Here is a 21,992-nt window from a genome sequence, read left to right as displayed (position 1 = left end):
CGCCCATTTTCAATTTATTTTACCGGGCTTCGGTTTCCACCTACGCCAACGATCAAATACCCACCAAAACGCTCAGACGTTGATCAAAATCACGCTCTTCTCAGAGGAATGAGCGTGGAAAAACCTGACCAGTACACGCGAGCCCCCAATAAAACAGCCAGCACCAGGCCATAGATCATCATTTCGGTCACGTCGCTGCGCGCCTGCCACAGAAAATGAACCCAGGCCAGGAGTGCCGAGCTGTAGATAAGACGATGTAATGGTTTCCAGCCGCGCCCCACCCTTTTCATCATGCCCCTGGTCGAGGTCGCCGCCAGCGGCGCCATTAACAGGAACGCCAAGCCACCCGCGATGATATAGGGGCGCTTGGTAAAGGCTGCCCATAAATCAAACCATCCAAGAATGAACTGGAGGAAGGCGAGCACATGCAAAGCCGCGTAGAAAAAAGCATATAACCCCACCATCCTGCGAAAGCGGAGCCAACCAGCCCAACCTGTGATTTTTCGCAATGGTGAGATCAACAGGGTTATCAGCAGAAACTGGAACGCCGCGATACCCAGTGCTTCCGTAATGGTCTGGCCTGGATCAGGCCCCAGATTACCGTTCTGGATGTCCCACCCGATCAACGCGAGCGGAATCAGGCAGATCAGAAAAACCAGAACTTTAACCGGAGCATAGGGAAATTGACGAGAAGCCTTGGATGCCATCAATAATACCTGGACAAATCCATGCCCTTATATAAATGGGCGACGTGCTCACCATAGCCGTTAAACTTCACCGTCTCGATCCAGTTCGGGCTCAACAAACCAGAGGGCAGGCGACGCTCACGCTTCTGACTCCAGCGCGGATGATCCACTTCCGGATTCACGTTGGCATAAAAGCCATACTCTTCAGGCGCGATCATCTCCCAGCTGGTCTTGGGTCGCTGCTCCATGAAGCGGATACGGACGATCGACTTGATGCTCTTGAAGCCATATTTCCATGGCACAACCAGGCGGATCGGCGCACCATTCTGGTTTGGCAGGGTCTTGCCGTACAAACCAATGGCCAGAAACGACAACTCGTTCATGGCCTCGTCCATCCGGAGCCCCTCCCGGTAGGGCCAGTCAATCACGCTGAACATGGAGCGCTGCCCACGCATCTGGCCCGGATCATGAAGCGTTTCGAAGTAGACGTATTTAGCTTTTGATGTCGGCTGCAGACTGGCGAGCACTTCGGCCAACGGCACACCGACCCACGGAATCACCATCGACCAGGCTTCCACGCAACGCAACCGGTAAATACGCTCCTGATACTGGTGAGGCTTCAACAGATCTTCCAGCGCATAGGTGCCTGTCTTTGCACATTCACCTTCGACAGACACAGACCAGGGGTCGACCGACATGGCATCGGCATAGCGCGCAGGATCGCCCTTATCCGTGCCAAATTCATAGAAATTGTTGTAGGAAGTAATCGCGGGGTAAGGCGCTTTCTTTTCGTCGGTAGAAAACGCCGGCATGGCCTTATATTGCAGGGAGTCGCCAGGAATTCCGCCCTCCTCCGCCCTGAGCAGGCCCGGCATGGTCAGCGCCGCAGCGGATGCCATCGTCCCGGCCATGAATTTCCGCCGGTTCAGGTAGACGGATTCAGGAGTCACTTCAGATTCTGACAGAGCCCACGACGGGCGGCGCTTGATAAGCATCGGGAATCTCCAATTCATTACTTGAGGTAACTGACCGGAGGTTCCCGAGAAAATTCCCGGCCGATTCACTCGGCCGAGGGGTAAGCCCTACCGAGCGCGGGCCGGCTTGCGACGGAACAGAGCCCGAACCGGGCCGGAAAGTGCGTAAATCAGGAACCCGGTGAAGAGTACGGTGGCGGGATCAAGGGCGATCACCACAAACACCAGCACCACTAGAAGTATTGCCGCGAAAGGCACCCGACCTCGAAGATCGAGATCCTTGAAGCTGCGGTAAAGGATATTGCTGACCATCAGCACACCGGTTCCGGCCACAACGATAATTGTCAGCAACGTCAGCCAGGACGATGGCTCGAAACTGTGGAAACACCACACCAGCCCCGCAACACAGGCAGCTGCCGATGGACTAGGCAGGCCCACAAAGTATTTTTTGTCCACGGAGCCGATCTGGGTATTGAACCGGGCCAACCGCAATGCTGCGCCGGCCACGTAGATGAACGTAACCACCCAGCCCACTTTGTCCAATCCGTTGAGGGACCAGAAAAACGCCACCAGGCCGGGCGCAACACCGAAGGCCACCATGTCGGCAAGGCTGTCGTATTCCTCACCGAATTTGCTCTGAGTATTCGTCATCCGGGCAACACGGCCATCCAGCCCATCCAGAATCATGGACACGAAAATGGCAATGGCCGCATTGTCGAACACACCATTGGCGGCAGAAACAATCGCATAGAATCCAGAGAACAGAGAGGCTGTCGTCAGCGCGTTGGGAAGCAGGTAAATGCCTTTGCGACGAACCTTTGCCCCCTCAACAAGCTCCTCTTCAACCACTTCACCGGGCTCAATTTCCGGATCTGCGGCTTTCCTGGTTTCTGATTTTTCCACGGTATTCTTTTCTTCAGTCATTCCATAAACTCCGGAAAGCATTTGGGCGGAGTATAAACGAAAAACGCGGCCACAAGGGGCCGCGTTTCCAAACCTTACCGAAAATCCGGATCAGTTCTTGTCTTTGTCCACGATCTTGTTCGCGGAAATCCACGGCATCATGGAACGCAGCTTCTCGCCCACGGTTTCGATCTCGTGAGCCGCATTCTGGCGACGGCGAGCGGTCATGGACGGGTAGTTCAATGCGCCTTCAGAGATGAACATCTTGGCGTATTCACCACTCTGGATGCGCTTCAATGCGTTACGCATGGCTTCGCGGGACTGCTCGTTGATCACCTCCGGGCCGGTTACGTATTCACCGTACTCGGCGTTGTTGGAGATGGAGTAGTTCATGTTGGCGATACCGCCTTCGTACATCAGGTCAACAATCAGCTTAAGCTCATGCAGACACTCGAAATACGCCATTTCCGGAGCGTAGCCTGCTTCGGTCAGGGTTTCGAAGCCGGCTTTAACCAGCTCAACCGCACCACCGCACAGAACCGCCTGCTCACCGAACAGATCGGTTTCGGTTTCGTCCTTGAAGGTGGTTTCGATGATACCGGTACGGCCGCCGCCGATGCCGCTGGCGTAGGACAGAGCTACATTCTTGGCGTTGCCGGACGCGTCCTGGAAGATCGCAATCAGGTCAGGGATACCACCGCCCTTGGTGAACTCGGTGCGCACAGTGTGGCCCGGAGCTTTCGGAGCAACCATGATCACGTCCAGATCTTTGCGCGGAACGATCTGGTTGTAGTGAATCGCAAAACCGTGAGCGAAGGCCAGGGTAGCGCCCTGCTTCAGGTTCGGCTCGATTTCCTCACGGTACAGCTGGGCCTGGAACTCGTCCGGCGTCAGAACCATGACCACGTCTGCAGATGCAACGGCAGAAGCCACATCGCTGGTCTTCAGTCCATAGGCTTCAGCCTTGGCGATGGAGGATGAACCGGCACGCAGACCAACAACCACGTCTACACCGGAGTCCTTCAGGTTACACGCATGAGCGTGACCCTGGGAGCCGAAGCCGAGAATGGCAACTTTCTTGCCCTGGATGATGGAAAGATCGCAATCCTTATCGTAATAAACCTGCATGAGAAACCTCTATTATATGTACTGACCCCTCGGGGCCATGATTTTCGATTTGTTTCGGCAGCCCTTACAGGCTGAGCACCTTTTCGCCCCGGGCAATGCCAGATACACCAGTGCGAACAACTTCCAGAACACCCGAAGTGCCCACCGCCTGAATGAAGCCGTCCAGCTTTTCACTGTCGCCGGCAAGCTGCACGGTGTAGACAGAACTGGTGACATCCACAATCTGGCCACGGAAGATATCCACCGTGCGCTTGATCTCGGCACGCTGGGATCCGGTTGCCTTGAGCTTGACCAGCATCAGCTCCCGCTCGATGTGAGCGCCCTCGGTCAGATCCACCAGCTTGACCACTTCGATCAGCTTGTTCAGCTGCTTGGTGATCTGCTCGATAACCTTGTCGGAACCTGTCGTGGTGACAGTCAGGCGAGACAGGGTTTCGTCTTCCGTGGGCGCCACGGTCAGGGTTTCGATGTTGTAGTTGCGCTGCGAAAACAGGCCAACCACACGAGACAGTGCGCCGGGTTCGTTTTCCAGCAAAACAGAAATGATTCGACGCATGATCACACCCTCTCCGTTTTGCTGAGCCACATGTCTTTCATGGATCCTCGAGCGACCTGCATGGGATAGACATGCTCAAAGCGGTCCACATAGATATCGACAAACACCAGTTTGTCTTTCATGGCCAGGACTTCCTTGAGCTTGGGCTCCAGGTCTTCCTTGCGATCAATGCGCACACCCACATGACCATACGCTTCCGCCAGCTTGATGAAGTCCGGCAAAGACTCCATGTAAGACTGGGAATGGCGGGACTCGTAATTCATGTCCTGCCACTGCTTGACCATGCCCAGAGCCTGGTTATTCAGGTTGATGATCTTCACCGGCAGATCGTACTGCTTGCAGGTGGACAGTTCCTGGATATTCATCTGGATACTGCCTTCACCAGTAAAGCACAGCACTTCATCTTCCGGATGGGTCAGTTTGATGCCCATGGCGGCCGGCAGGCCGAAGCCCATGGTGCCGAGGCCACCGGAGTTGATCCATCGGTTCGGCTTGTCGAACTTGTAGTACTGGGCAGCAAACATCTGGTGCTGACCTACATCGGTGGTTACGAAGGCATCACCATTGGTGAGCTTCCAGAGCATCTCGACCACTTCCTGGGGCTTGATTACATCCGGGCTGGTCTCGTAACGCATGCCGTGGAACGCGCGCCACTCTTCAATCTGCTTCCACCACGATGCCAGCGCCTCGGCATCCGGCTTGTCCCTGGATTCTTTTACCAGCGACAGCATTTCTTTCAGTACCGCATCCACCGGGCCGACAATGGGCACGTCTGCATCTATGGTCTTTGAGATAGATGCCGGGTCGATATCGATATGAATAATGCGCGCGCCCGGGCAGAACTTCTCGGTGGCGTTGGTCACGCGATCATCAAAGCGCGCGCCCACACAGAGAATCAGATCTGAATGGTGCATCGCCATGTTGGCTTCATAGGTACCGTGCATACCCAGCCAGCCCAGGTGCTGTTTGTCAGTCGCCGGATAGCAACCAATGCCCATCAGGGTGTTGGTGATAGGGAAGCCCAGGGTCCGGGTCAGCTCGGTCAACTGGCTGGAAGCCTTGCCCAGGATCACACCGCCGCCGGCATAGATGACCGGGCGTTTGGCCGCCATCAGCATGTCGACGGCTTTTTTGATCTGACCGGCATGGCCACGAACCGCCGGGTTATAGGAGCGCAGCTTGACCTTCTTGGGATAGGAGTACTCATAGCGCTCATTCGGTGTGGTCATATCCTTCGGGATATCAACCACAACCGGACCGGGACGACCGGTAGCAGCGATGTAGTATGCCTTGCGGATTACCTCAGGGATTTCCTCGGGGTGACGAACGCTCAGATTGTGCTTAACCACCGGACGGGAAACACCGATCATATCGGTTTCCTGGAAGGCATCCTCACCAATAAGGGTGGATGCAACCTGGCCGCACAGAACCACCATGGGGATGGAATCCATGAACGCGGTGGCAATGCCGGTAATGGTGTTGGTGGCTCCAGGACCCGAGGTCACCAGTACGGTACCTGGTTTTCCGGTTGCACGGGCATAGCCGTCGGCCATGTGGACCGCCGCCTGTTCGTGCCGCACCAGAATATGCTTGACTTTGTCCTGCCTGAACAGCGCATCATAAATATGAAGGGCTGCACCACCCGGATAGCCGTATATGTATTCGATCCCTTCATCCTGCAGGGAGCGGATCAGCATATCGGCGCCAGACAATAACTCCACGATTTTCTACCCTCTTCTACGAGTGAATGAGCCGGGTTACGCCCCGGTTGCCTGGATTCTCGGTTTCCCTGCTTCTTGTGAAAGCGGAACCGGCGTACTCCTCCACACTAAAACTAAAGAGGTTGTCTCCTGGCCAGCCGCCCTCCTGAGGGTTGCGGAGAACGGCCAATCAACGGGTTGCACGTAAGCAACAACCAAGGCCCGCCAGACGCTGGCGAACGCAGTGTGGTGATTAACGGGGGATACTCGCTCGGGATTGCCTGCCGTATTGACCCCAGTCTTCAGGCAATCGGTAATTCTGACAGCGGGAAACTCGCTGTCAATAGGCGCTGTGGCTTAATTACCGCCGAATTCGCCTCTCTCTGCCATACTGTGCAAAACTGCGTGCAAGATTTTGAACCAGAGACAGGAAAATCCAGCCATCCGATGGCATGATAGCCACAGGCAGTAACCAAGTGACGAGCAGAGACATGAACCGAAAAATATTATTGCTGACGGTATTGATGGCGGCCGCGCCCGGCCTTGCAACCAGCGCTTCGGTCTATAAGTGGACAGACGAGAACGGCGTAACACACTTTGGCGACCGACAGCCAACCGGCCGTAACGCCGAGCAGGTCAACGTTCGTTCCGGCACCAGTCAGGGCGCCGGTGTTCAGCGACGAAGCGCCCAGGAACAGCTGGACGAACTGCAGGAACAACAAGCGGCAGAGCAGCAGCAAAGAGAAGAATCCGCGGTTGAAGAAGCTCGCCGGAAGCAGCGCGAGGCCAACTGCGGAACAGCACGCTCCAATCTTGAGGTGATCAATAACAACGCTCGTATCCGGGTGGAGGAGAACGGTGAAACCCGGTACCTGAGTCCCGAGGAAATTGCGCAGCAGCGCCAGAAATTCCAGGAAATCGCAGACGAAAACTGCGGCCCGGACCAAGGCGGCAGCAGCACGCGTTAAACCCTAGGGGTTCGGATAACAGAAAAGGGCGGAGACTCGTGTCTTCCGCCCTTTTTTAAATCAGCAACTGTAGTTCCCTCGTCAGCCGTTCTTGCTGAACACCAACCGGTCTTCCTGCACCGTTGCGCGAATGATATCGCCGGGCACAAACGCACCCTGAAGCAGCTTTTGCGCCAGCGGATTTTCGATCATGCGCTGAATCGCCCGCTTCAGCGGCCGCGCACCATAAACCGGGTCGTACCCGACTTCCGCCAGCAACTGCATCACGTCGTCTCCGAGTTCCAGTTTCATATCCTGATCCTTCAGGCGACGGGCCAGATTCTCGATCTGGATGCGGGCGATGCCCTGAATCTGGGACTCCGCCAGCGGATGGAACACCACTACTTCATCCACACGGTTAATGAACTCCGGCCGGAAATGGGTGCCAACCACTTCCATCACCGCCGACTTCATGTCTTCGTAGTTCTCTTCTCCGGCCTTCTCCTGGATTATGTGGGACCCCAGATTCGAGGTCATCACCACCACCGTGTTGCGGAAGTCGACCGTGCGGCCCTGACCATCGGTCAGACGCCCATCATCCAGCACCTGAAGCAGGATGTTGAAGACATCCGGGTGCGCCTTTTCAACCTCATCCAGAAGCAGAACCGAGTATGGCCGGCGACGTACGGCCTCGGTCAGGTAGCCACCCTCTTCATACCCCACATATCCGGGAGGCGCACCAATCAAACGGGCGACCGAGTGCTTCTCCATGAATTCTGACATATCAATGCGAACCATGGCCTCTTCGGTATCGAACAGGAAGTTTGCCAGCGCCTTGCACAACTCGGTCTTCCCCACCCCCGTCGGCCCGAGGAACAGGAAAGAACCGTTGGGACGATTCGGATCCGACAGACCAGCCCGTGACCGGCGCACCGCATTGGATACCGCTTCCACCGCCTCATCCTGGCCAATGACCCGATCGTGGAGGGCTTCCTCCATGCGCATCAGCTTGTCGCGCTCACCCTCCAGCATCTTGGATACTGGAATCCCGGTCCACTTGGAGACGATTTCAGCGATTTCCTCATCCGTCACCCGGTTGCGCAGCAGCTTCATTTCCATCATTTCCGCCTGGCTGGCCATATCCAGTTGGCGCTCCAACTCCGGGATCTTGCCGTACTGCAGCTCGGACATCTTGCCCAGATCCCCTGCACGGCGGGCATTCTCCAGGTCAATCCGAGCCTGCTCCAGCTGGCTCTTGATCTTCTGGGAGCCGTGCAGAGCCGCCTTTTCAGTGTTCCAGACTTCCTCAAGGTCGGCGTATTCGCGCTCAACGTTGCCGATAACGGCAGACAACTCTTCCAGCCGCTTCTTAGAGGCGGCGTCGGTTTCCTTTTTCAGGGCTTCCCGCTCAATCTTGAGCTGAATCAGCCGGCGCTCCAGGCGATCCAGAGCCTCAGGCTTGGAGTCCATTTCCATACGTATCTGGCTGGCCGCTTCATCCACCAGGTCAATGGCCTTATCCGGCAACTGACGATCGGTAATATATCGATGAGACAGCTTGGCGGCCGCGATGATGGCGCCATCCGTTACCTCAACCCCATGGTGAACCTCATAGCGCTCTTTCAGCCCACGCAGGATGGCGATGGTATCTTCCTCACTGGGCTCGCTGACCAGCACCTTCTGGAAACGGCGCTCCAGCGCTGCATCTTTTTCAATATTTTCCCGATACTCATTCAGCGTGGTGGCGCCGACACAGTGCAACTCACCCCGGGCCAGCGCCGGCTTCAGCATGTTTCCGGCATCCATCGAACCCTCGGCTTTCCCGGCGCCTACCATGGTGTGGATTTCGTCAATGAACAGGATGATCTGGCCTTCCTGTTTCGACAGCTCGTTAAGCACTGCCTTCAGGCGCTCCTCAAACTCACCCCGGAACTTGGCGCCGGCAATCAATGCGCCCATGTCCAGCGACAGTACTTTCTTGTCCTTCAGGCCATCGGGCACCTCGCCGTTGACGATACGCTGGGCCAGCCCCTCAACAATCGCGGTTTTACCCACACCAGGCTCACCGATCAGCACGGGGTTGTTCTTGCGCCGGCGTTGCAGTACCTGAATGGTGCGACGGATTTCGTCATCGCGACCGATTACCGGGTCCAGCTTACCGGCTTCAGCCCGCTCGGTAAGATCAATGGTGTACTTTGAAAGCGCCTGACGGTTTTCCTCAGCGCCCGCATCATTCACCGACTCTCCCCCACGCACTTCGTCAATCGCCTTTTCCAGCGCCGCCTTGTCAACGCCTTGCTCTCGCAGAATGCGCCCCAATGAACCACGGTCTTCAACCGCCGCCAGCAGAACCAGCTCACTGGATATGAACTGGTCACCCCGCTTCTGGGCCAGCTTGTCGGAAATGTTGAACAGTCGCCCCATGTCGTTCGACATGGACACATCGCCGGCATTGCCCTGCACTTCCGGCAGGTTCTCAATTTCCTTCGCCACGGCCTGCCGTACCCGGCCGGGCTCAACCCCCACTTGTTTGAGCAGCGGTTTAATGGAGCCTCCCTGCTGGTCCAGCAGGGCCTGCATCAGATGCACGGGCTCGATGAAGTTATGGTCTTTGCCAACCGCGATGGACTGCGCATCCGCCAACGCGGTTTGCAGTTTGCTGGTGAGCTTGTCGATTCTCATGTGCTCTTATCCCCAAAATTCGTAGTGAATACCGATCAACCCTGTGGTGCGGATATTCCGATTGCTTTGAAACTTAATGTAGGGGCAAGTGGGGGGAGTTCAAGTTGAGCCGACCTCAATTCGTCAGAAATTTGACGGCTGTCAGTTAACACATCAGGGGGAGCAATCAGGAGTTCAGGATTTTAACCAGACCAGGGTCGCCATGCGGCCGGTTTGACCATCCCGGCGATAGGAAAAGAACCATTCCCGATCCTGAACGGTGCACAGGCTACCGCCAGCGACCGCCGAGACACCAACCTGATGCAGGCGCAGGGCTGCCAGGCTGTAGATATCGGCCATGAAATGGCCTGGGCGAGCCCCCCTGGTTTTAAAGGCGGTCTCAGCCACCGGGCTATGCCGAACAAACGCTTCGCGCACCTCCGGACCAACTTCGAAACTGTCGGGGCCAATGGCGGGACCCAGCCAGGCCGAAAGCTTGTCAGGCTCAACCGCCATCGCACTGACCAGGTTTTCCAGCACGCCTCCGCTGAGGCTGCGCCAGCCGGCGTGAGCAGCCCCCACTACGGTTCCATCGGAATCCGCAATCACTACGGGCAGGCAGTCGGCAGTCAGAATGGCACAACCAAGGCCGGGCGATCGGGTGAAACTGGCATCCGCTTCAGGCACCTGTTGAGCGTTGTCGGGTGTAAGCTCGACCACCCTAGCACCATGCACCTGATTCAACCAGCCAATCCGATCCACCTCTAACCCCGTGAAGCGGGCCAGGCGCTGCCGGTTTTCGGCGACAGATTCGGAGCTATCCCCGACATGATTACCGAGGTTGAGCGATTTCCACGGCGCCTCACTGACGCCTCCCTTGCGAGTCGTGCACATGGCTTGCACCGCCCCCGGCGCGGACCAACTCGGCCTCAGGATGTAGTTATCAGAAATCACGTTCTTCCAGCTCACGGGCGTGTTTGCGCAGAGCTTCGATCAGGTGAACCATATCCTCTGGCAGCGGCACCTCCCAGCTCAGAATCTCACCCGTTTCCGGATGCTCAAGGGTCAACTGTCTCGCATGCAGGGCCTGCCGGGTGAACGCAGCCAGTACATCCCGAAGCTCCTCTGTAGTGCCTTTGGGCAACCGCAGACGCCCACCGTAGGCAGGATCACCAACCAGCGGGTGGCGCACATGCGCCATGTGCACACGGATCTGATGGGTGCGGCCACTTTCCAGCTTGCAACGAACCAGGGTATGCGCGGCAAAACGCTCCAGCAGACGGTAATGGGTGACCGCCGGTTTGCCACTGGAAACCACGGCCATGCGTTTACGATCCTGCGGATGACGGCCAATAGGTGCGTCAACTGTTGCACCACCGGTCAGCGCGCCCACCACCACGGCCTCATACTCCCGCCCCATCGTGCGCGTTTGCAACTGGTCTACCAGAGAGGTATGTGCAATCAGGCTGCGGGCCACCACCATGATGCCGGAGGTATCCTTGTCCAGGCGGTGAACAATACCTGCCCTCGGCAGGTTTTCCACTTCCGGCGCGTAGTTCAGCAGGGCGTTCACCAGCGTGCCATCGGCATGGCCGGCCGCTGGGTGCACCACCAACCCGGCCGGCTTGTTGATCACCAGCAAATGCTCATCTTCGTAGACGATATCCAGGCTGATGGGTTCGGCTTCCCAGGTCACCTGCACTTCCGGCTCAGCATCGAGAGCCAGGGAATCGCCCATCATTACCTTGTCCCGCGGCTTACGGGATTTTCCATTCACCGTCAGGGCTCCGCTCTTGATCCAGGACTGCAGGCGGGAGCGGGAATGCTCGGGCATCAGTTCCGCCGCCGCCTGGTCCAGCCGTTTATCGCTGAGCTCCGGCGGTACGGTAAATTGGCCGGTAATTCGGTTTTCGGAAGTCATTCAGCCTCGTTTTCGCCGTTGGTTTCTGGCGCAGACGGCCGCCGGACAGGCGGCGATGTTACGTTTCGGTCAGATTCTGAGACCAATATCGGGAAACACTGCACACAGACAGCCTTCCCCGTTACAATGGCCAATCAAACCACAAGTTCTGACCATTATACGGGATTCCGGCATGAGATCAGTCGTTCGATTACTGCTACTTTCCACTCTCTTTGCGCTGGCCGCCGGCTGCGCGTCCCAGAAGGAGGTGGAAGTCCTGCCGGAAGAAACCTATTACGAAAACGCCCGCAAGGCCATGAACTCGGGCAACTTCAACGAAGCCGAACAGAATCTGGATGCCCTGGAGACCTATTACCCTTTCGGCCGTTATGCCGAACAGGCCCAGCTCGATCTGATCTTTGCCCGTTATCAGAACCTCGATCTTGAAGGTTCCCGGGCCGCCGCCGACCGCTTCATGCGCCTGAATCCGCAGAGCGATCACCTGGACTACGCCCTCTATATGAGAGGGCTAGCCTCCTACAACCTGGACCTTGGTCTGGCCGCCCGCTACTTCCCTGTTGACGTGGCCGCGCGCAATCCCGGCGAGCAGCTGCAGGCCTTCCGCGATTTCTCACAGCTGCTGAACCGGTTTCCGGACAGTGAATATGCCCTGGACGCCCGCCAGCGTATGATCGCTATCCGCAACCGCATGGCTGAACTGGAGCTGCACGCCGCACGCTACTACATCAAGCGTGAAGCCTATGTGGCCGCCAACAACCGTGCCCGCTACGTAGTGGAGAACTATTCGTCTTCGCCTTCAGTGGAAGAAGCTCTGATGATCATGGCGGATACCTTCCGCTTTCTCGAGCTGAAAAAGGGCGCCAACGATGCCATTGCCACCCTGAGAAAAAATTTCCCCAACAGCGAGGCCTTCAACGAGAACGGTGAGTACGAATCGGATCTTCTTCGCCGCCAGAACCGGTCACTGACCAACGTGGTGACCTTTGGTCTGATGGGGGATGAATAAGAGCGGGATTACTTCCCGCTCTTCCAGCCGTTGGTAATGGGATAGCGTCTGTCTTTGCCAAAGCCCCGCTCGGTAATACGAACACCGATGGGGGCCTGGCGGCGCTTGTATTCATTGATATCGACCAGCCTGACCACCCTGTCCACGTCTTCCCGTTCAAACCCTTCCGCTACGATGGCATCGGCGCTGTAATCACGCTCCACGTACAGATTCAGGATCTGATCCAGTACGTCATAGCCCGGCAAGCTGTCCTCATCTTTCTGGTCCGGCGCCAGCTCGGCTGAGGGCGGGCGGGTAATCACCCGCTCGGGAATCACTGGTGACAAGGTGTTGCGGTAGCGCGCCAGCCGGAAAACCAGCGTTTTCGGCACATCCTTCAGAACATCAAAGCCACCCGCCATGTCACCATAAAGCGTGGAATAGCCAACCGCCATTTCACTCTTGTTGCCGGTCGTAAGCACCAAAGAGCCAAACTTGTTGGACAGTGACATAAGCAGCACGCCCCGCAGACGGGCCTGAAGGTTTTCCTCAGTGGTATCGGGCTTTGTGCCCGCAAACGGTTCTGCCAGCGCCGCCATGAAGGCATCGTACATGGGCTCGATGGAAAATACGTCATACTGCACACCCAGAGCGGTGGCCTCGGCTTCGGCATCTTCCAGGCTGATGCTGGAGGTATACCGGAACGGCATCATCACCGCGCGCACACGCTCCTTGCCCAGGGCATCCACCGCAACCGCCAATGTAACCGCCGAATCGATGCCGCCGGACAGGCCCAGCACTACCGACTTGAAACCATTCTTGTTCACGTAATCCCGTACGCCGGTCACCAGGGCGTTGTAAACATTGGCTTCCAGCTGCGGTTCCGGCGGTAACGGCCGAGAAATCGGCTGACAATGGTGCTCGCACAGGAAATCCACCGGGTACAGCCCCTCCTCGAACTGAGGCACCTCCGCAGACAGCCCACCCGAGTGGTCGTACACCATGGAGCCGCCATCAAACACCAGCTCATCCTGACCGCCCACCAGGTTCACGTAGACGATGCTGACCCGGTTCTCCCGGGACTTGCGCTCCAGCAAAGCCTTGCGACGAGCCTGTTTATCGATATCGTAGGGCGAGGCATTGAGATTAAGGATGAGCCGGGCACCCGCGGCTGCCGCATCTTCCACAGGGCCATCTTTCCAGAGATCCTCACACACGGTAATGCCGACAGGCTGGCCTTTAATGTCGAGCACCAGTGTGTCGGAACCTTCGGCGAAATAGCGCTTTTCGTCAAAAACCTGGTAGTTCGGCGGGAAGCGTTTGAAGTAGCGACCACGAATCTGACCGGCTTCAATCACCAGCGCCGCATTATATAGCAACCCTCCAGAGCGAATAGGAGCCCCGATGACCATCGCCGGAGACAGTGCCGCACTTTGCAGCTTTTCCAGTGCATCGCGCACGCGAAGATCCAGACTCGGGCGCAACAGGAGATCCTCCGGCGGGTAGCCGGTCAGGCACAGCTCCGGAAAGACAACGATATCGGCCTGATGCTCCGTCCAGGCCCGCTGGGTTGCCTCCAGAATCAGATCGGTATTGCCCGGAATATCTCCCACCAGGAAATCCAGTTGCGCCATAACAACGCGGAGTTTTCTGGCGGCGTTCTGGCTCTGGGATGTTTGACCGGCTTCCGGCATGGACTGGCTCCTGTAACTTGTTGCCGTTAAAAGGCTATTATAACCCGTCAACAACAAAGATTTCTCCCGCACACAGACAGATGACTCGCTCCATGGCTCAAGACACTGCCGACAAAGACAGCAAGCGCTCTGCTTTCGGGCCGCCGGCCAAGCAGCAACAGGGAAGGCTGTTCCGGATCTACAATCATTATCGCGTGGTCATCAGCCTGATGCTGCTGGGCTTGCTGCTCTTCGATCCATTCACCACCGACAGCAAGTTCCGCTGGCTGGAGTACTACCAGGCGGGCGTGGTTACCTACCTGGCAATCAATGGCTTTACCGCACTGCTACTGCTTGCCGGCTTCCAGCCACGACAGCGGCATATCACGCTCTCCATTCTGATCGACATACTGGTGATGCATGGACTGTTACTGGCCAGCACCGGTATCACTAATGGCCTGGCCAACCTGGTTATCATTTCGGTGGCGGCGGGCAATATTCTGACACCAAGCCGGATAGGCACCTTCTACGCGGCGCTGGCTGCCATCTGCTCTCTCGGCATCTCCGGCTGGGCGGTACTCGCCATCAATGAAACCGCCGACGACATTGTCCGGGCGGGCTCTCTGGGCATACTCTACTTTGCCGCGGCTTTTGTCCTGCAGGGCATTTCAAAACGGATGATCCGAAGCGAAGCCCTGGCCAGCAGCCGGGCACGGAGCATTCAGGAACTGGAACAGATCAACCAGCAGATCATCCAGCGCATGCGTACCGGCATCCTGGTGCTTGATCGTTTCGGCCAGATTCGGCTTGCCAACGCCGCCGCCGAAGAACTGCTGTTCGGTGTGAGCGCCGATGGAGAAGATCTGGAGCCCCGTGCACGGCTACTGCCTAAACCGCTCAGGCAGGGGCTCGAAAGCTGGCTGAAAAACCCCAACATGCGGATTGAACCCTTTCAGGCGTCGTCTACCTCACCGCTTTTGCAGGCCAACTTCACGCAACTGGACCAGGAGCGGGGCGACCAGATTCTGGTGTTTATTGAAGACATGAGCAAAGTGACGCAGCAGGCCCAACAGATGAAGCTGGCGTCCCTAGGACGATTAACGGCTGGCATCGCTCACGAAATCCGGAATCCTCTCGGCGCCATCAGCCACGCAGCCCAGTTAATGGAAGAATCCCCCAGCCTGGATGAGGGGGATCTTCGCATGCTCGATATCATTCGCCGTCACTCCCGACGGGTGAATGGCATCATCGAGAATGTACTGGATCTCTCTCGCCGCCGGACCGCAAATTCCGAGCTGATAGATGTCGGCCAATGGCTTCGCGAGTTCCGGGATGATTTCGTGCAGACGCTGAATGGGGAAACGGCCACCACCATCGAATTGAATATCAGCGAGCAGATTCCACAGGCTCGTTTCGACAAGAGCCAGATTGAGCAGGTGATGGTGAATCTGTGCGACAATGGTTTGCGGTACAGCAAACAGCAGACCGGGCAAAACAGGATACAATTAATTGCAGGCGCCACGGCCGATGGCAAGCGGGCTTATGTGGATGTTCGGGATTTCGGCCCGGGCATCAGCGCCGAGCACCGGCATTCCGTATTCGAGCCGTTTTTTACCACGGACAAGAGTGGAACCGGGCTCGGCCTCTACCTGGCCCGGGAGTTATGCGAAGCCAACCAGGCACACCTGTCGCTGGTCGACGATGGCCAACCGGGGTGCCGATTCCGCATAACGTTCGCTCACCCCGGGCGAATGATCTGACCAGCTGGCCATCGGGCGTTTGAATTCAACAGGGAACCGAATACACAGAATGACTACACAGACAGCGCTGATTGTTGACGACGAGCCGGATATCCGGGATCTACTGGAAATCACCCTCACCCGGATGGGCATTACCACCTACACCGCCCCCGACCTGGCCAGCGCCAGGGAACTTCTGCAACAGCACAAACCCCAGCTCTGCCTGACCGACATGAACCTGCCAGACGGCAATGGCATAGAGCTTGTGCACTGGATTCAGCAACACACGCCCTGTACCCCCGTTGCCGTGATTACCGCCTATGGCAGCATGGACACAGCCATCGAGTCGCTCAAAGCCGGCGCCTTTGACTTCGTGTCCAAGCCCGTGGAGCTGCCCCGCCTGCGGGAACTCGTCAACAGCGCCCTGAAGCTGTCCGAACCCAAAGCCCGTGAAACCGCCGAATCCGATGAACCCGGGCTGCTTCTGGGCGACTCGCCGCAAATCCGGAAACTGCGCACACAGACAAAAAAGCTCGCCCGAAGCCAGGCACCGGTGTTTATCAGTGGTGAATCCGGCAGCGGCAAGGAGCTGGTTGCCCGCATGATTCATCTGCAAGGGCCCAGAAGTGACGGCCCCTTTGTCGCCGTGAACTGTGGCGCCATCCCCTCGGAGTTGATGGAAAGCGAGTTCTTCGGCCACAAAAAAGGCAGTTTCACCGGCGCCGTCGAAAATAAACAGGGCCTGTTTCGCTCCGCCGATGGTGGCACCCTGTTTCTGGACGAAGTGGCCGACCTCCCGCTGGCCATGCAGGTAAAACTGCTGCGGGCTATCCAGGAGAAAGCCGTTCGTCCGGTAGGCGACACCAAGGAAGTGCCGGTGGATATCCGGGTGCTCAGCGCCACCCATAAAAATCTCCCGGAACTGGTGCAGGAAGGCGACTTCCGCCAGGATCTGTTCTACCGGATCAACGTCATCGAACTGGCAGTTCCGCCGCTGCGCGAGCGCGCCGAGGATATTCCCCTGCTGGCCGAACACATTCTCCAACGCATAGCCCGGGAATACGAATGCGACCCGGCCAGACTCACCCCGGCCGCCATCGAGCGACTCAAAGGCTACGAGTTTCCCGGCAACGTGCGAGAACTGGAGAACATTCTGGAGCGCGCCTTTACCCTGTGCGACGAAGACCTGATTGATGCCGGGGATCTGCATCTCGGCGGCGGTGTTGCGCCAGCGGGCTCGGTCCCGGCTGTCTCGGAAACGGGCTCAGAAACGGACGCCACCTCGGCCCCGGTGCCAGAGGGCGAGATTGATCTCGAAGGTTATCTGGAAAGCATCGAGCGACAGGCCATTGAAAAAGCGCTGGAAGCTACGCGGTGGAATAAAACGGCGGCGGCCAAGAGGCTGGGAATCAGCTTTCGGGCATTGCGGTATCGGTTGAAGAAGTTGGGGATGGAGTGAAGCGTGAAGCCGCTCACAAAACAAACAAGAGCTCACACACCCCAAAGAACTCCTGATAACCTTACGGAACTTGGAGCAGGATACTCCTCTTGAAAAAGGATTGATACAAGGATGTTACTATGCGCTCTCGCTATTATGCCTGTCAGGGGCTAACTCTGATCGAATTACTTACCCTACTTGCGATTCTCTCCATTCTTTTGTCTGCGGCGATTCCCGGCACAAACAAGTTGGTTGAAAATGGTCAAGGCTCGGCTGAGGTGAACTCCATCCTTGGCTTTTTTGCTTTAGCCCGACAAGAAGCTGTAATGAGTGGCAAAGTCGTCACAATGTGTCCGCTTAAAAGAGACGGGCGGTGTGGAAGAGACTGGAATAGTGACGTATCTATGTTTCACGACCCCCAAAACCAACGGTCTATTTCTGCCAACACCATTATCTTGAGAGTCCTTCCAAGCACCAGCTATGGCACGAGAAAGGTTCGATCTCTATCCAGAAGTTACTTTCAATTTCGGCCAAATGGAATGATGTACAGCGACCTCGGAAATATTACCTGGTGCCCTCCAAGCAACTCGGCCACCTCTGCTGCTCACATTATCATTAGCAAAGGTGGCCGGGTTCGAGTAGCTAAAGACCAAAACGGCGACGGAATCGTTGAACGCGCAAATGGAACAGCTGTTGACTGCTAAACCAAAATCAGTTTTACCAACAATCTGTCACAACACTACCGCCCTTGGTTGCAGATTTGGAGCCGGCATTATCGAGCGTTAAAGTTCCACACTTATCCTGGGCCTGATCACCACTAGGCTGTGCCTGGAGCGTGAAACCGTTCTGCGTTACATTCCCGCTGAAGCTAATCGCGTAAAAGGCCGTCCCTGTTCGAGGAGACGAAGTAAAAGGCAGTGTTGGCTGATTTCCACCAACGAGATAGGAATAATCCTGCGCATATTGGCGCTCCATCCACTGAGCCAACTCCAGTAAATCGGCCTGAGCATTGGCTCTGCGGGTCTTCCTGACATTTTCCTGATAGGACGGGTAAGCAATCGACGCAATGATGCCGATGATCGCAACCACGATCATCAGCTCAATCAGCGTGAACCCTCGGCTCTGGCTAAATCCAAATCTGTTAGTCATTTGTCCATCCGTTATTGGGTGAGTTCACGCCAGCCCTTGCGACCAAGCGCCAGACCAAAAGGAGGCAACGCATCAAGCCTGGCGCCGCAACCCGCGCAATCATAGGCCAGGAATTCGCCCCAAACTTTCAATTGTGACGGCACACCTTCAACCTTATAACCCATAGCATCCTGGGTAGAGTCTTCAAATGCACCGAGTGCGTCTGGATCATTGTCGAGCCCTACAGAACCCTCTTGCATATCAAATGCCATGATCCAGCCATCACCTCCTCCCATACAGGGATCCGCACTGGGTATCAGGGTGCTGACATAAGCGTACTGACCACGAATGACACCGTTAGTAATCACCCTCTCTCCAGTAGTAGGCAACTCGACATACCAGCCATCTTTGCTCTTGTAGTCGATTGGGTCACCTTCCGCATAACGAATAAGTTGGGTCACTCCATCAACCTGGCCAGTTTTCGTCTTTATCTCACGCTCAACGAGATTAGACACTCCAAGAGGAACTTTGGCATTGCTTTGCTCCAGAACGCCGTAGAAAAATTCATCAGCAGTCGAAGTTACATCGCCGGTTTCCAGGTAGCGACCCGTGCCAAACATGATCATCAGATTTGGGCCGTTACCCTCTGCACTCGCCGGACCAATCGTCGGGGCAGCAGTAATTGGTCTTGAAGCTTCAAAGTAGGCTACTGGCGTATTACCTTGAACATAGGATGAGGTCCAGCCTTTGCTGGTTCTTTCCGCCACCCAGATATTCCCCTCAAGATCGCCCGCATAAACGCGATCGGCAATATAATCACTAGTGACATCGATCACGGTAAGTGGGGACAGACCGCTGCCTGATGAGTCGAATTCAATGTACTTATAGTCATCGGCACCCCAGCTTCCATCGACTCCACCCTCAATATCCAGCATAAAGAAGCCAGTTGAACCCGAGTTGTAGCCGCTGGGCACAAACGCAGTCCAACGGTAGTCACCATTGCCCCAGTCTGCCATTGAAACTACCGGCGGCTGGACAAGATTGCCGAGTTTTTCGTGGGTAAACTCCCAAAGCACCAGCGAGGATGCATTCTCTTCAGAGAACGAGTCAGGATCTGTAATATCCAACGCGAACAGTCCCTTTGGACCGGCCCGGCCACCGCTGAGCAGTATCGTACGCCACTTAGCATCAGATACCCCGCCGGCAACGTTCCGGCCTTTGATATGCACATCCGTTACCCGAGACTCCAAGTCTACGTAGTATCGGTGCTGGTATTCAGGTTGTGTCAGGTAGTGGAGGCCTTGCCCTGCCTGGTCAGAAAACACAAATGATGGAACATAAGCAAGCAGCTCCTCACCGCCGCCGTCATCAGACGTCGTCGCTTTGAATCCGTGCAACATGCCATCATTACTTCCGGCATAAACCACGGGAGTCCGATCCTTCATACTGGTGCGATACAAAGAATACTTTCCATCCCCGAAGGCTGCTGAATTAGGCCACTCCGAGTCTGGCACACCGACATATCGCGGTGTCGAGTTGACAATGGTTCCGAGCCTACTGCTGCGTTTTCTGAAATTGTCCAGATCGGCCTCAAAGGATCGGTCACCCCTGAGATAGCTCAACCTATCCTCAGCGAGTGTATTGTCTCCGGTCTGAAGATCCTGTTTTTGCGCAGTGGTCAAATTACTCCACGTAAAGGGACGACCTCTGCCCCCATCATATGTAATGATATCCCGATCATTGGCTGCCAGATCCCGGCTATCCAACTTATCTCGTGCAGACCAGCCGTCCGCTTCATCATCTTCCCCTGGGATAACCGGCTCTCCCTCTTCGGTCGCCAACAACTCCACAGCCTTTACGTCACCTCGCCAGCCAGAGGGATCAAAAGAAGCAGAGAACAACAGTGAGCCTTCCTTAAAGGAAGTAATACTGAAATCAAGTCCCGTCGCAGAACCCGCCCGAGCAGTAGCATCCTTGAGAACTTCAACCAACTCCGAGCTGAAAGTCGCCGGATCCGCAGCACTGAAGAAGCCGCCTCGGCTATTAACACCAGCGTGCAGAAGGTCGTTAATTTTGTCCTCGTTATCGCTACCGGCCCACCAGTCAACAGACGTGCCTTCGAGCGCTGCCTTAAACGCATCGTCGGGATCAATACTTCCTGACACGCCCAACCCGACGCCATAGGTAACCATGTGTTGCCAAAATGCCGGATTACCGGGTTTCGTTTCTGTTGCGTCTATCGTAGGGACATAATTGTCGACATCAGTTCTCAGATCCCGCTTCCAGTAATGCATGGCAACATCTGCTAGCGAAACACGACCACTGTAACCGTCTGAGTAGGGAGCTTTAGGCTTGTATTGATATGGGGCGTTCAGCCCTGTTTCAATTTTATCGCCGTCGGTATCATCCGAGAACGTTGTAAGATCTGGATTGTAGTCAGAGCCCACATTGTAGTAGCCGTCCGTCATGAGAATGGTATAACTCTGACGACACTCTCTCATAGGGTTTGAATTTTTATTTACAGCTTGGGAAGGGTCATCAGCCCAGGCGCGGCCACTTTTTTCATAATATTGACCCGCGCCCTCCAATGCCCGTTGCAAGGGCGTTGCGCCATCAGGTTCGCGACCATACAACCAGGTGAAGAAGTTTGATTTCACGTCTCCAAAACGACGGACACCGGCCCTGATCGCCCGTACACTCGCAGCATCATCAACCGTATTCTTTTCCCGGTTGATTTCGCCCCAACCGAGCCGGAAATCTTCCGACAATTCTGCACTAAAGGCCTTCCCGATTCCGGCTTTCGAAGCCATCATGCGGGTTCGATAATACGAGAACCAGTTTGCGAAGTTTTGACGTTGATATTCATCAGTTTCGCTACGGTCATCGATGGGGATAGCTTTATAGTCAAAGCAACTTACAGATGTTGGGTCTCCGCAGTCTGTATCATATCGATTGATAAAGGCTGAACCCGCATTTCCGTCAGGGCTAATAGTAAATCCATATATATTATCGTAGGTCTCTCCCCACCAGACATTATAATAGTAACGACCATAGTAGTAATAATCGTCCATCAGAGCCCGATACTCTGTATTCAGATTAACAGTGGAGTCAACCGAATATCCGTCTAATGGCGCTTTGTAAAAATCGATATTAGGATAACTAGTACCGTCTGCCTTCAAAGGCGGCTCATACTTCTGATCAGGATTGTAATAAAGTGTGTTGTGCCTGTGTGAAGCTAACCCAGGGGCATCGTCCAAATCCATAGCACAGAAATCTGCTCCGCCATAAAAGACTCTATCTTCACAGTTCACCAGGCGCCGACTACTATTCTCGGAATTTAATAAATCATCAACCAAGTCATCCGGCATAAATCCCCAACTCATGGAGCCAGAGTCATCGATAACGAACAACATATTTGGCTCAACAGCCCCACCAGAATATAGAGGCTTCTGCGAAAAATTTACTTCTCCATAACCAACTGAGGGCAGAACTGTCATCAACCCCAAAGCTACGTACCGCCAGCTTAATTTTTTAAACATCGTCCACACCCTCC

Annotated in this window: 17 protein-coding genes; 5 read left to right on the top strand and 12 right to left on the bottom strand. The window is 55.8% G+C overall.

Annotated features, from left to right (window positions below):
* Positions 1-89 precede the first annotated feature (89 nt).
* The 6 genes from Q669_RS10875 to Q669_RS10850 all read right to left on the bottom strand — a co-directional run bounded on the left by Q669_RS10875 (position 90) and on the right by Q669_RS10850 (position 5,968).
* Entirely contained in the window at positions 90-707 is a 618-nt protein-coding gene (locus Q669_RS10875; protein WP_022992231.1) for a sulfite oxidase heme-binding subunit YedZ, read from the bottom strand.
* Positions 707-1,681, bottom strand: a complete 975-nt coding sequence (gene msrP, locus Q669_RS10870; RefSeq protein ID WP_022992230.1) for a protein-methionine-sulfoxide reductase catalytic subunit MsrP — start codon at positions 1,679-1,681, stop codon at positions 707-709. Before msrP ends, Q669_RS10875 begins: the two co-directional genes overlap by 1 nt.
* Before the next feature lie 87 nt (positions 1,682-1,768).
* A complete protein-coding gene (pssA, locus tag Q669_RS10865; protein WP_011784403.1) occupies positions 1,769-2,584 on the bottom strand; it encodes a CDP-diacylglycerol--serine O-phosphatidyltransferase in 816 nt (271 codons plus the stop codon).
* A 90-nt stretch (positions 2,585-2,674) separates the two neighbouring features.
* Positions 2,675-3,691 (bottom strand): ketol-acid reductoisomerase, encoded by a 1,017-nt coding sequence (gene ilvC / locus Q669_RS10860; RefSeq protein ID WP_011784402.1) that lies wholly within the window; start codon positions 3,689-3,691, stop codon positions 2,675-2,677.
* 64 nt (positions 3,692-3,755) lie between these two features.
* Complete coding sequence (gene ilvN / locus Q669_RS10855; RefSeq protein ID WP_011784401.1) at positions 3,756-4,247, bottom strand: acetolactate synthase small subunit; 492 nt, start codon at positions 4,245-4,247, stop codon at positions 3,756-3,758.
* A 2-nt stretch (positions 4,248-4,249) separates the two neighbouring features.
* The gene (locus Q669_RS10850) at positions 4,250-5,968 is read right to left on the bottom strand and encodes an acetolactate synthase 3 large subunit (protein ID WP_011784400.1); all 1,719 of its coding nucleotides are present in this window, start codon (positions 5,966-5,968) and stop codon (positions 4,250-4,252) included.
* A gap of 470 nt (positions 5,969-6,438) precedes the next feature.
* Between Q669_RS10850 and Q669_RS10845 the strand changes: the two genes are divergently transcribed.
* On the top strand, positions 6,439-6,915 hold the full coding sequence (locus tag Q669_RS10845) for a DUF4124 domain-containing protein (RefSeq protein WP_011784399.1): 477 nt from the start codon (positions 6,439-6,441) through the stop codon (positions 6,913-6,915).
* Between the two features lie 81 nt (positions 6,916-6,996).
* On the opposite strand, the gene clpB is transcribed toward Q669_RS10845, so the two are convergent.
* From clpB to rluD, 3 genes are all read right to left on the bottom strand, one after another.
* Positions 6,997-9,576, bottom strand: coding sequence for an ATP-dependent chaperone ClpB (gene clpB / locus Q669_RS10840; protein ID WP_022992226.1), 2,580 nt, complete (start codon positions 9,574-9,576; stop codon positions 6,997-6,999).
* Between the two features lie 174 nt (positions 9,577-9,750).
* Positions 9,751-10,449, bottom strand: a complete 699-nt coding sequence (gene pgeF / locus Q669_RS10835; RefSeq protein WP_022992225.1) for a peptidoglycan editing factor PgeF — start codon at positions 10,447-10,449, stop codon at positions 9,751-9,753.
* Between the two features lie 49 nt (positions 10,450-10,498).
* Entirely contained in the window at positions 10,499-11,476 is a 978-nt protein-coding gene (gene rluD, locus Q669_RS10830) for a 23S rRNA pseudouridine(1911/1915/1917) synthase RluD (RefSeq protein WP_014420609.1), read from the bottom strand.
* Between the two features lie 172 nt (positions 11,477-11,648).
* On the opposite strand from rluD, the gene Q669_RS10825 reads away from it, so the two are divergent.
* The gene (locus Q669_RS10825) at positions 11,649-12,482 is read left to right on the top strand and encodes an outer membrane protein assembly factor BamD (protein ID WP_022992224.1); all 834 of its coding nucleotides are present in this window, start codon (positions 11,649-11,651) and stop codon (positions 12,480-12,482) included.
* Between the two features lie 8 nt (positions 12,483-12,490).
* On the opposite strand, the gene Q669_RS10820 is transcribed toward Q669_RS10825, so the two are convergent.
* Positions 12,491-14,155, bottom strand: a complete 1,665-nt coding sequence (locus Q669_RS10820; protein ID WP_022992223.1) for an NAD+ synthase — start codon at positions 14,153-14,155, stop codon at positions 12,491-12,493.
* A gap of 92 nt (positions 14,156-14,247) precedes the next feature.
* Between Q669_RS10820 and Q669_RS10815 the strand changes: the two genes are divergently transcribed.
* The 3 genes from Q669_RS10815 to Q669_RS10805 all read left to right on the top strand — a co-directional run bounded on the left by Q669_RS10815 (position 14,248) and on the right by Q669_RS10805 (position 18,015).
* Positions 14,248-15,894, top strand: coding sequence for a sensor histidine kinase (locus Q669_RS10815; protein WP_022992222.1), 1,647 nt, complete (start codon positions 14,248-14,250; stop codon positions 15,892-15,894).
* A 49-nt stretch (positions 15,895-15,943) separates the two neighbouring features.
* Positions 15,944-17,332 (top strand): sigma-54-dependent transcriptional regulator, encoded by a 1,389-nt coding sequence (locus Q669_RS10810; protein ID WP_022992221.1) that lies wholly within the window; start codon positions 15,944-15,946, stop codon positions 17,330-17,332.
* A gap of 119 nt (positions 17,333-17,451) precedes the next feature.
* Entirely contained in the window at positions 17,452-18,015 is a 564-nt protein-coding gene (locus tag Q669_RS10805; protein ID WP_022992220.1) for a GspH/FimT family protein, read from the top strand.
* A 13-nt stretch (positions 18,016-18,028) separates the two neighbouring features.
* On the opposite strand, the gene Q669_RS10800 is transcribed toward Q669_RS10805, so the two are convergent.
* Both Q669_RS10800 and Q669_RS10795 read right to left on the bottom strand, forming a co-directional pair.
* Positions 18,029-18,460: a type IV pilin protein gene (locus tag Q669_RS10800; RefSeq protein ID WP_022992219.1), complete on the bottom strand. Its 432-nt coding sequence runs from the start codon at positions 18,458-18,460 to the stop codon at positions 18,029-18,031.
* Between the two features lie 11 nt (positions 18,461-18,471).
* Complete coding sequence (locus Q669_RS10795; RefSeq protein WP_036149482.1) at positions 18,472-21,978, bottom strand: pilus assembly protein; 3,507 nt, start codon at positions 21,976-21,978, stop codon at positions 18,472-18,474.
* Positions 21,979-21,992 lie beyond the last annotated feature (14 nt).

Origin of the sequence: Marinobacter sp. C1S70 (assembly GCF_000475355.1) — a bacterium.
Taxonomy (GTDB): domain Bacteria; phylum Pseudomonadota; class Gammaproteobacteria; order Pseudomonadales; family Oleiphilaceae; genus Marinobacter; species Marinobacter nauticus.
This window is presented reverse-complemented; position numbering and strand designations above follow the sequence as displayed.

Coding starts and splice junctions, on each gene's coding strand:
- ilvN (WP_011784401.1), bottom strand. CDS start 4,247: ATGCGTCGAATCATTTCTGTTTTGCTGGAAAACGAACCCGGCGCACTG.
- Q669_RS10805 (WP_022992220.1), top strand. CDS start 17,452: ATGCGCTCTCGCTATTATGCCTGTCAGGGGCTAACTCTGATCGAATTA.
- msrP (WP_022992230.1), bottom strand. CDS start 1,681: ATGCTTATCAAGCGCCGCCCGTCGTGGGCTCTGTCAGAATCTGAAGTG.
- Q669_RS10810 (WP_022992221.1), top strand. CDS start 15,944: ATGACTACACAGACAGCGCTGATTGTTGACGACGAGCCGGATATCCGG.
- pssA (WP_011784403.1), bottom strand. CDS start 2,584: ATGACTGAAGAAAAGAATACCGTGGAAAAATCAGAAACCAGGAAAGCC.
- ilvC (WP_011784402.1), bottom strand. CDS start 3,691: ATGCAGGTTTATTACGATAAGGATTGCGATCTTTCCATCATCCAGGGC.
- pgeF (WP_022992225.1), bottom strand. CDS start 10,449: ATGTGCACGACTCGCAAGGGAGGCGTCAGTGAGGCGCCGTGGAAATCG.
- Q669_RS10795 (WP_036149482.1), bottom strand. CDS start 21,978: ATGTTTAAAAAATTAAGCTGGCGGTACGTAGCTTTGGGGTTGATGACA.
- Q669_RS10845 (WP_011784399.1), top strand. CDS start 6,439: ATGAACCGAAAAATATTATTGCTGACGGTATTGATGGCGGCCGCGCCC.
- Q669_RS10820 (WP_022992223.1), bottom strand. CDS start 14,155: ATGCCGGAAGCCGGTCAAACATCCCAGAGCCAGAACGCCGCCAGAAAA.
- rluD (WP_014420609.1), bottom strand. CDS start 11,476: ATGACTTCCGAAAACCGAATTACCGGCCAATTTACCGTACCGCCGGAG.
- Q669_RS10800 (WP_022992219.1), bottom strand. CDS start 18,460: ATGACTAACAGATTTGGATTTAGCCAGAGCCGAGGGTTCACGCTGATT.
- Q669_RS10875 (WP_022992231.1), bottom strand. CDS start 707: ATGGCATCCAAGGCTTCTCGTCAATTTCCCTATGCTCCGGTTAAAGTT.
- Q669_RS10825 (WP_022992224.1), top strand. CDS start 11,649: ATGAGATCAGTCGTTCGATTACTGCTACTTTCCACTCTCTTTGCGCTG.
- clpB (WP_022992226.1), bottom strand. CDS start 9,576: ATGAGAATCGACAAGCTCACCAGCAAACTGCAAACCGCGTTGGCGGAT.
- Q669_RS10815 (WP_022992222.1), top strand. CDS start 14,248: ATGGCTCAAGACACTGCCGACAAAGACAGCAAGCGCTCTGCTTTCGGG.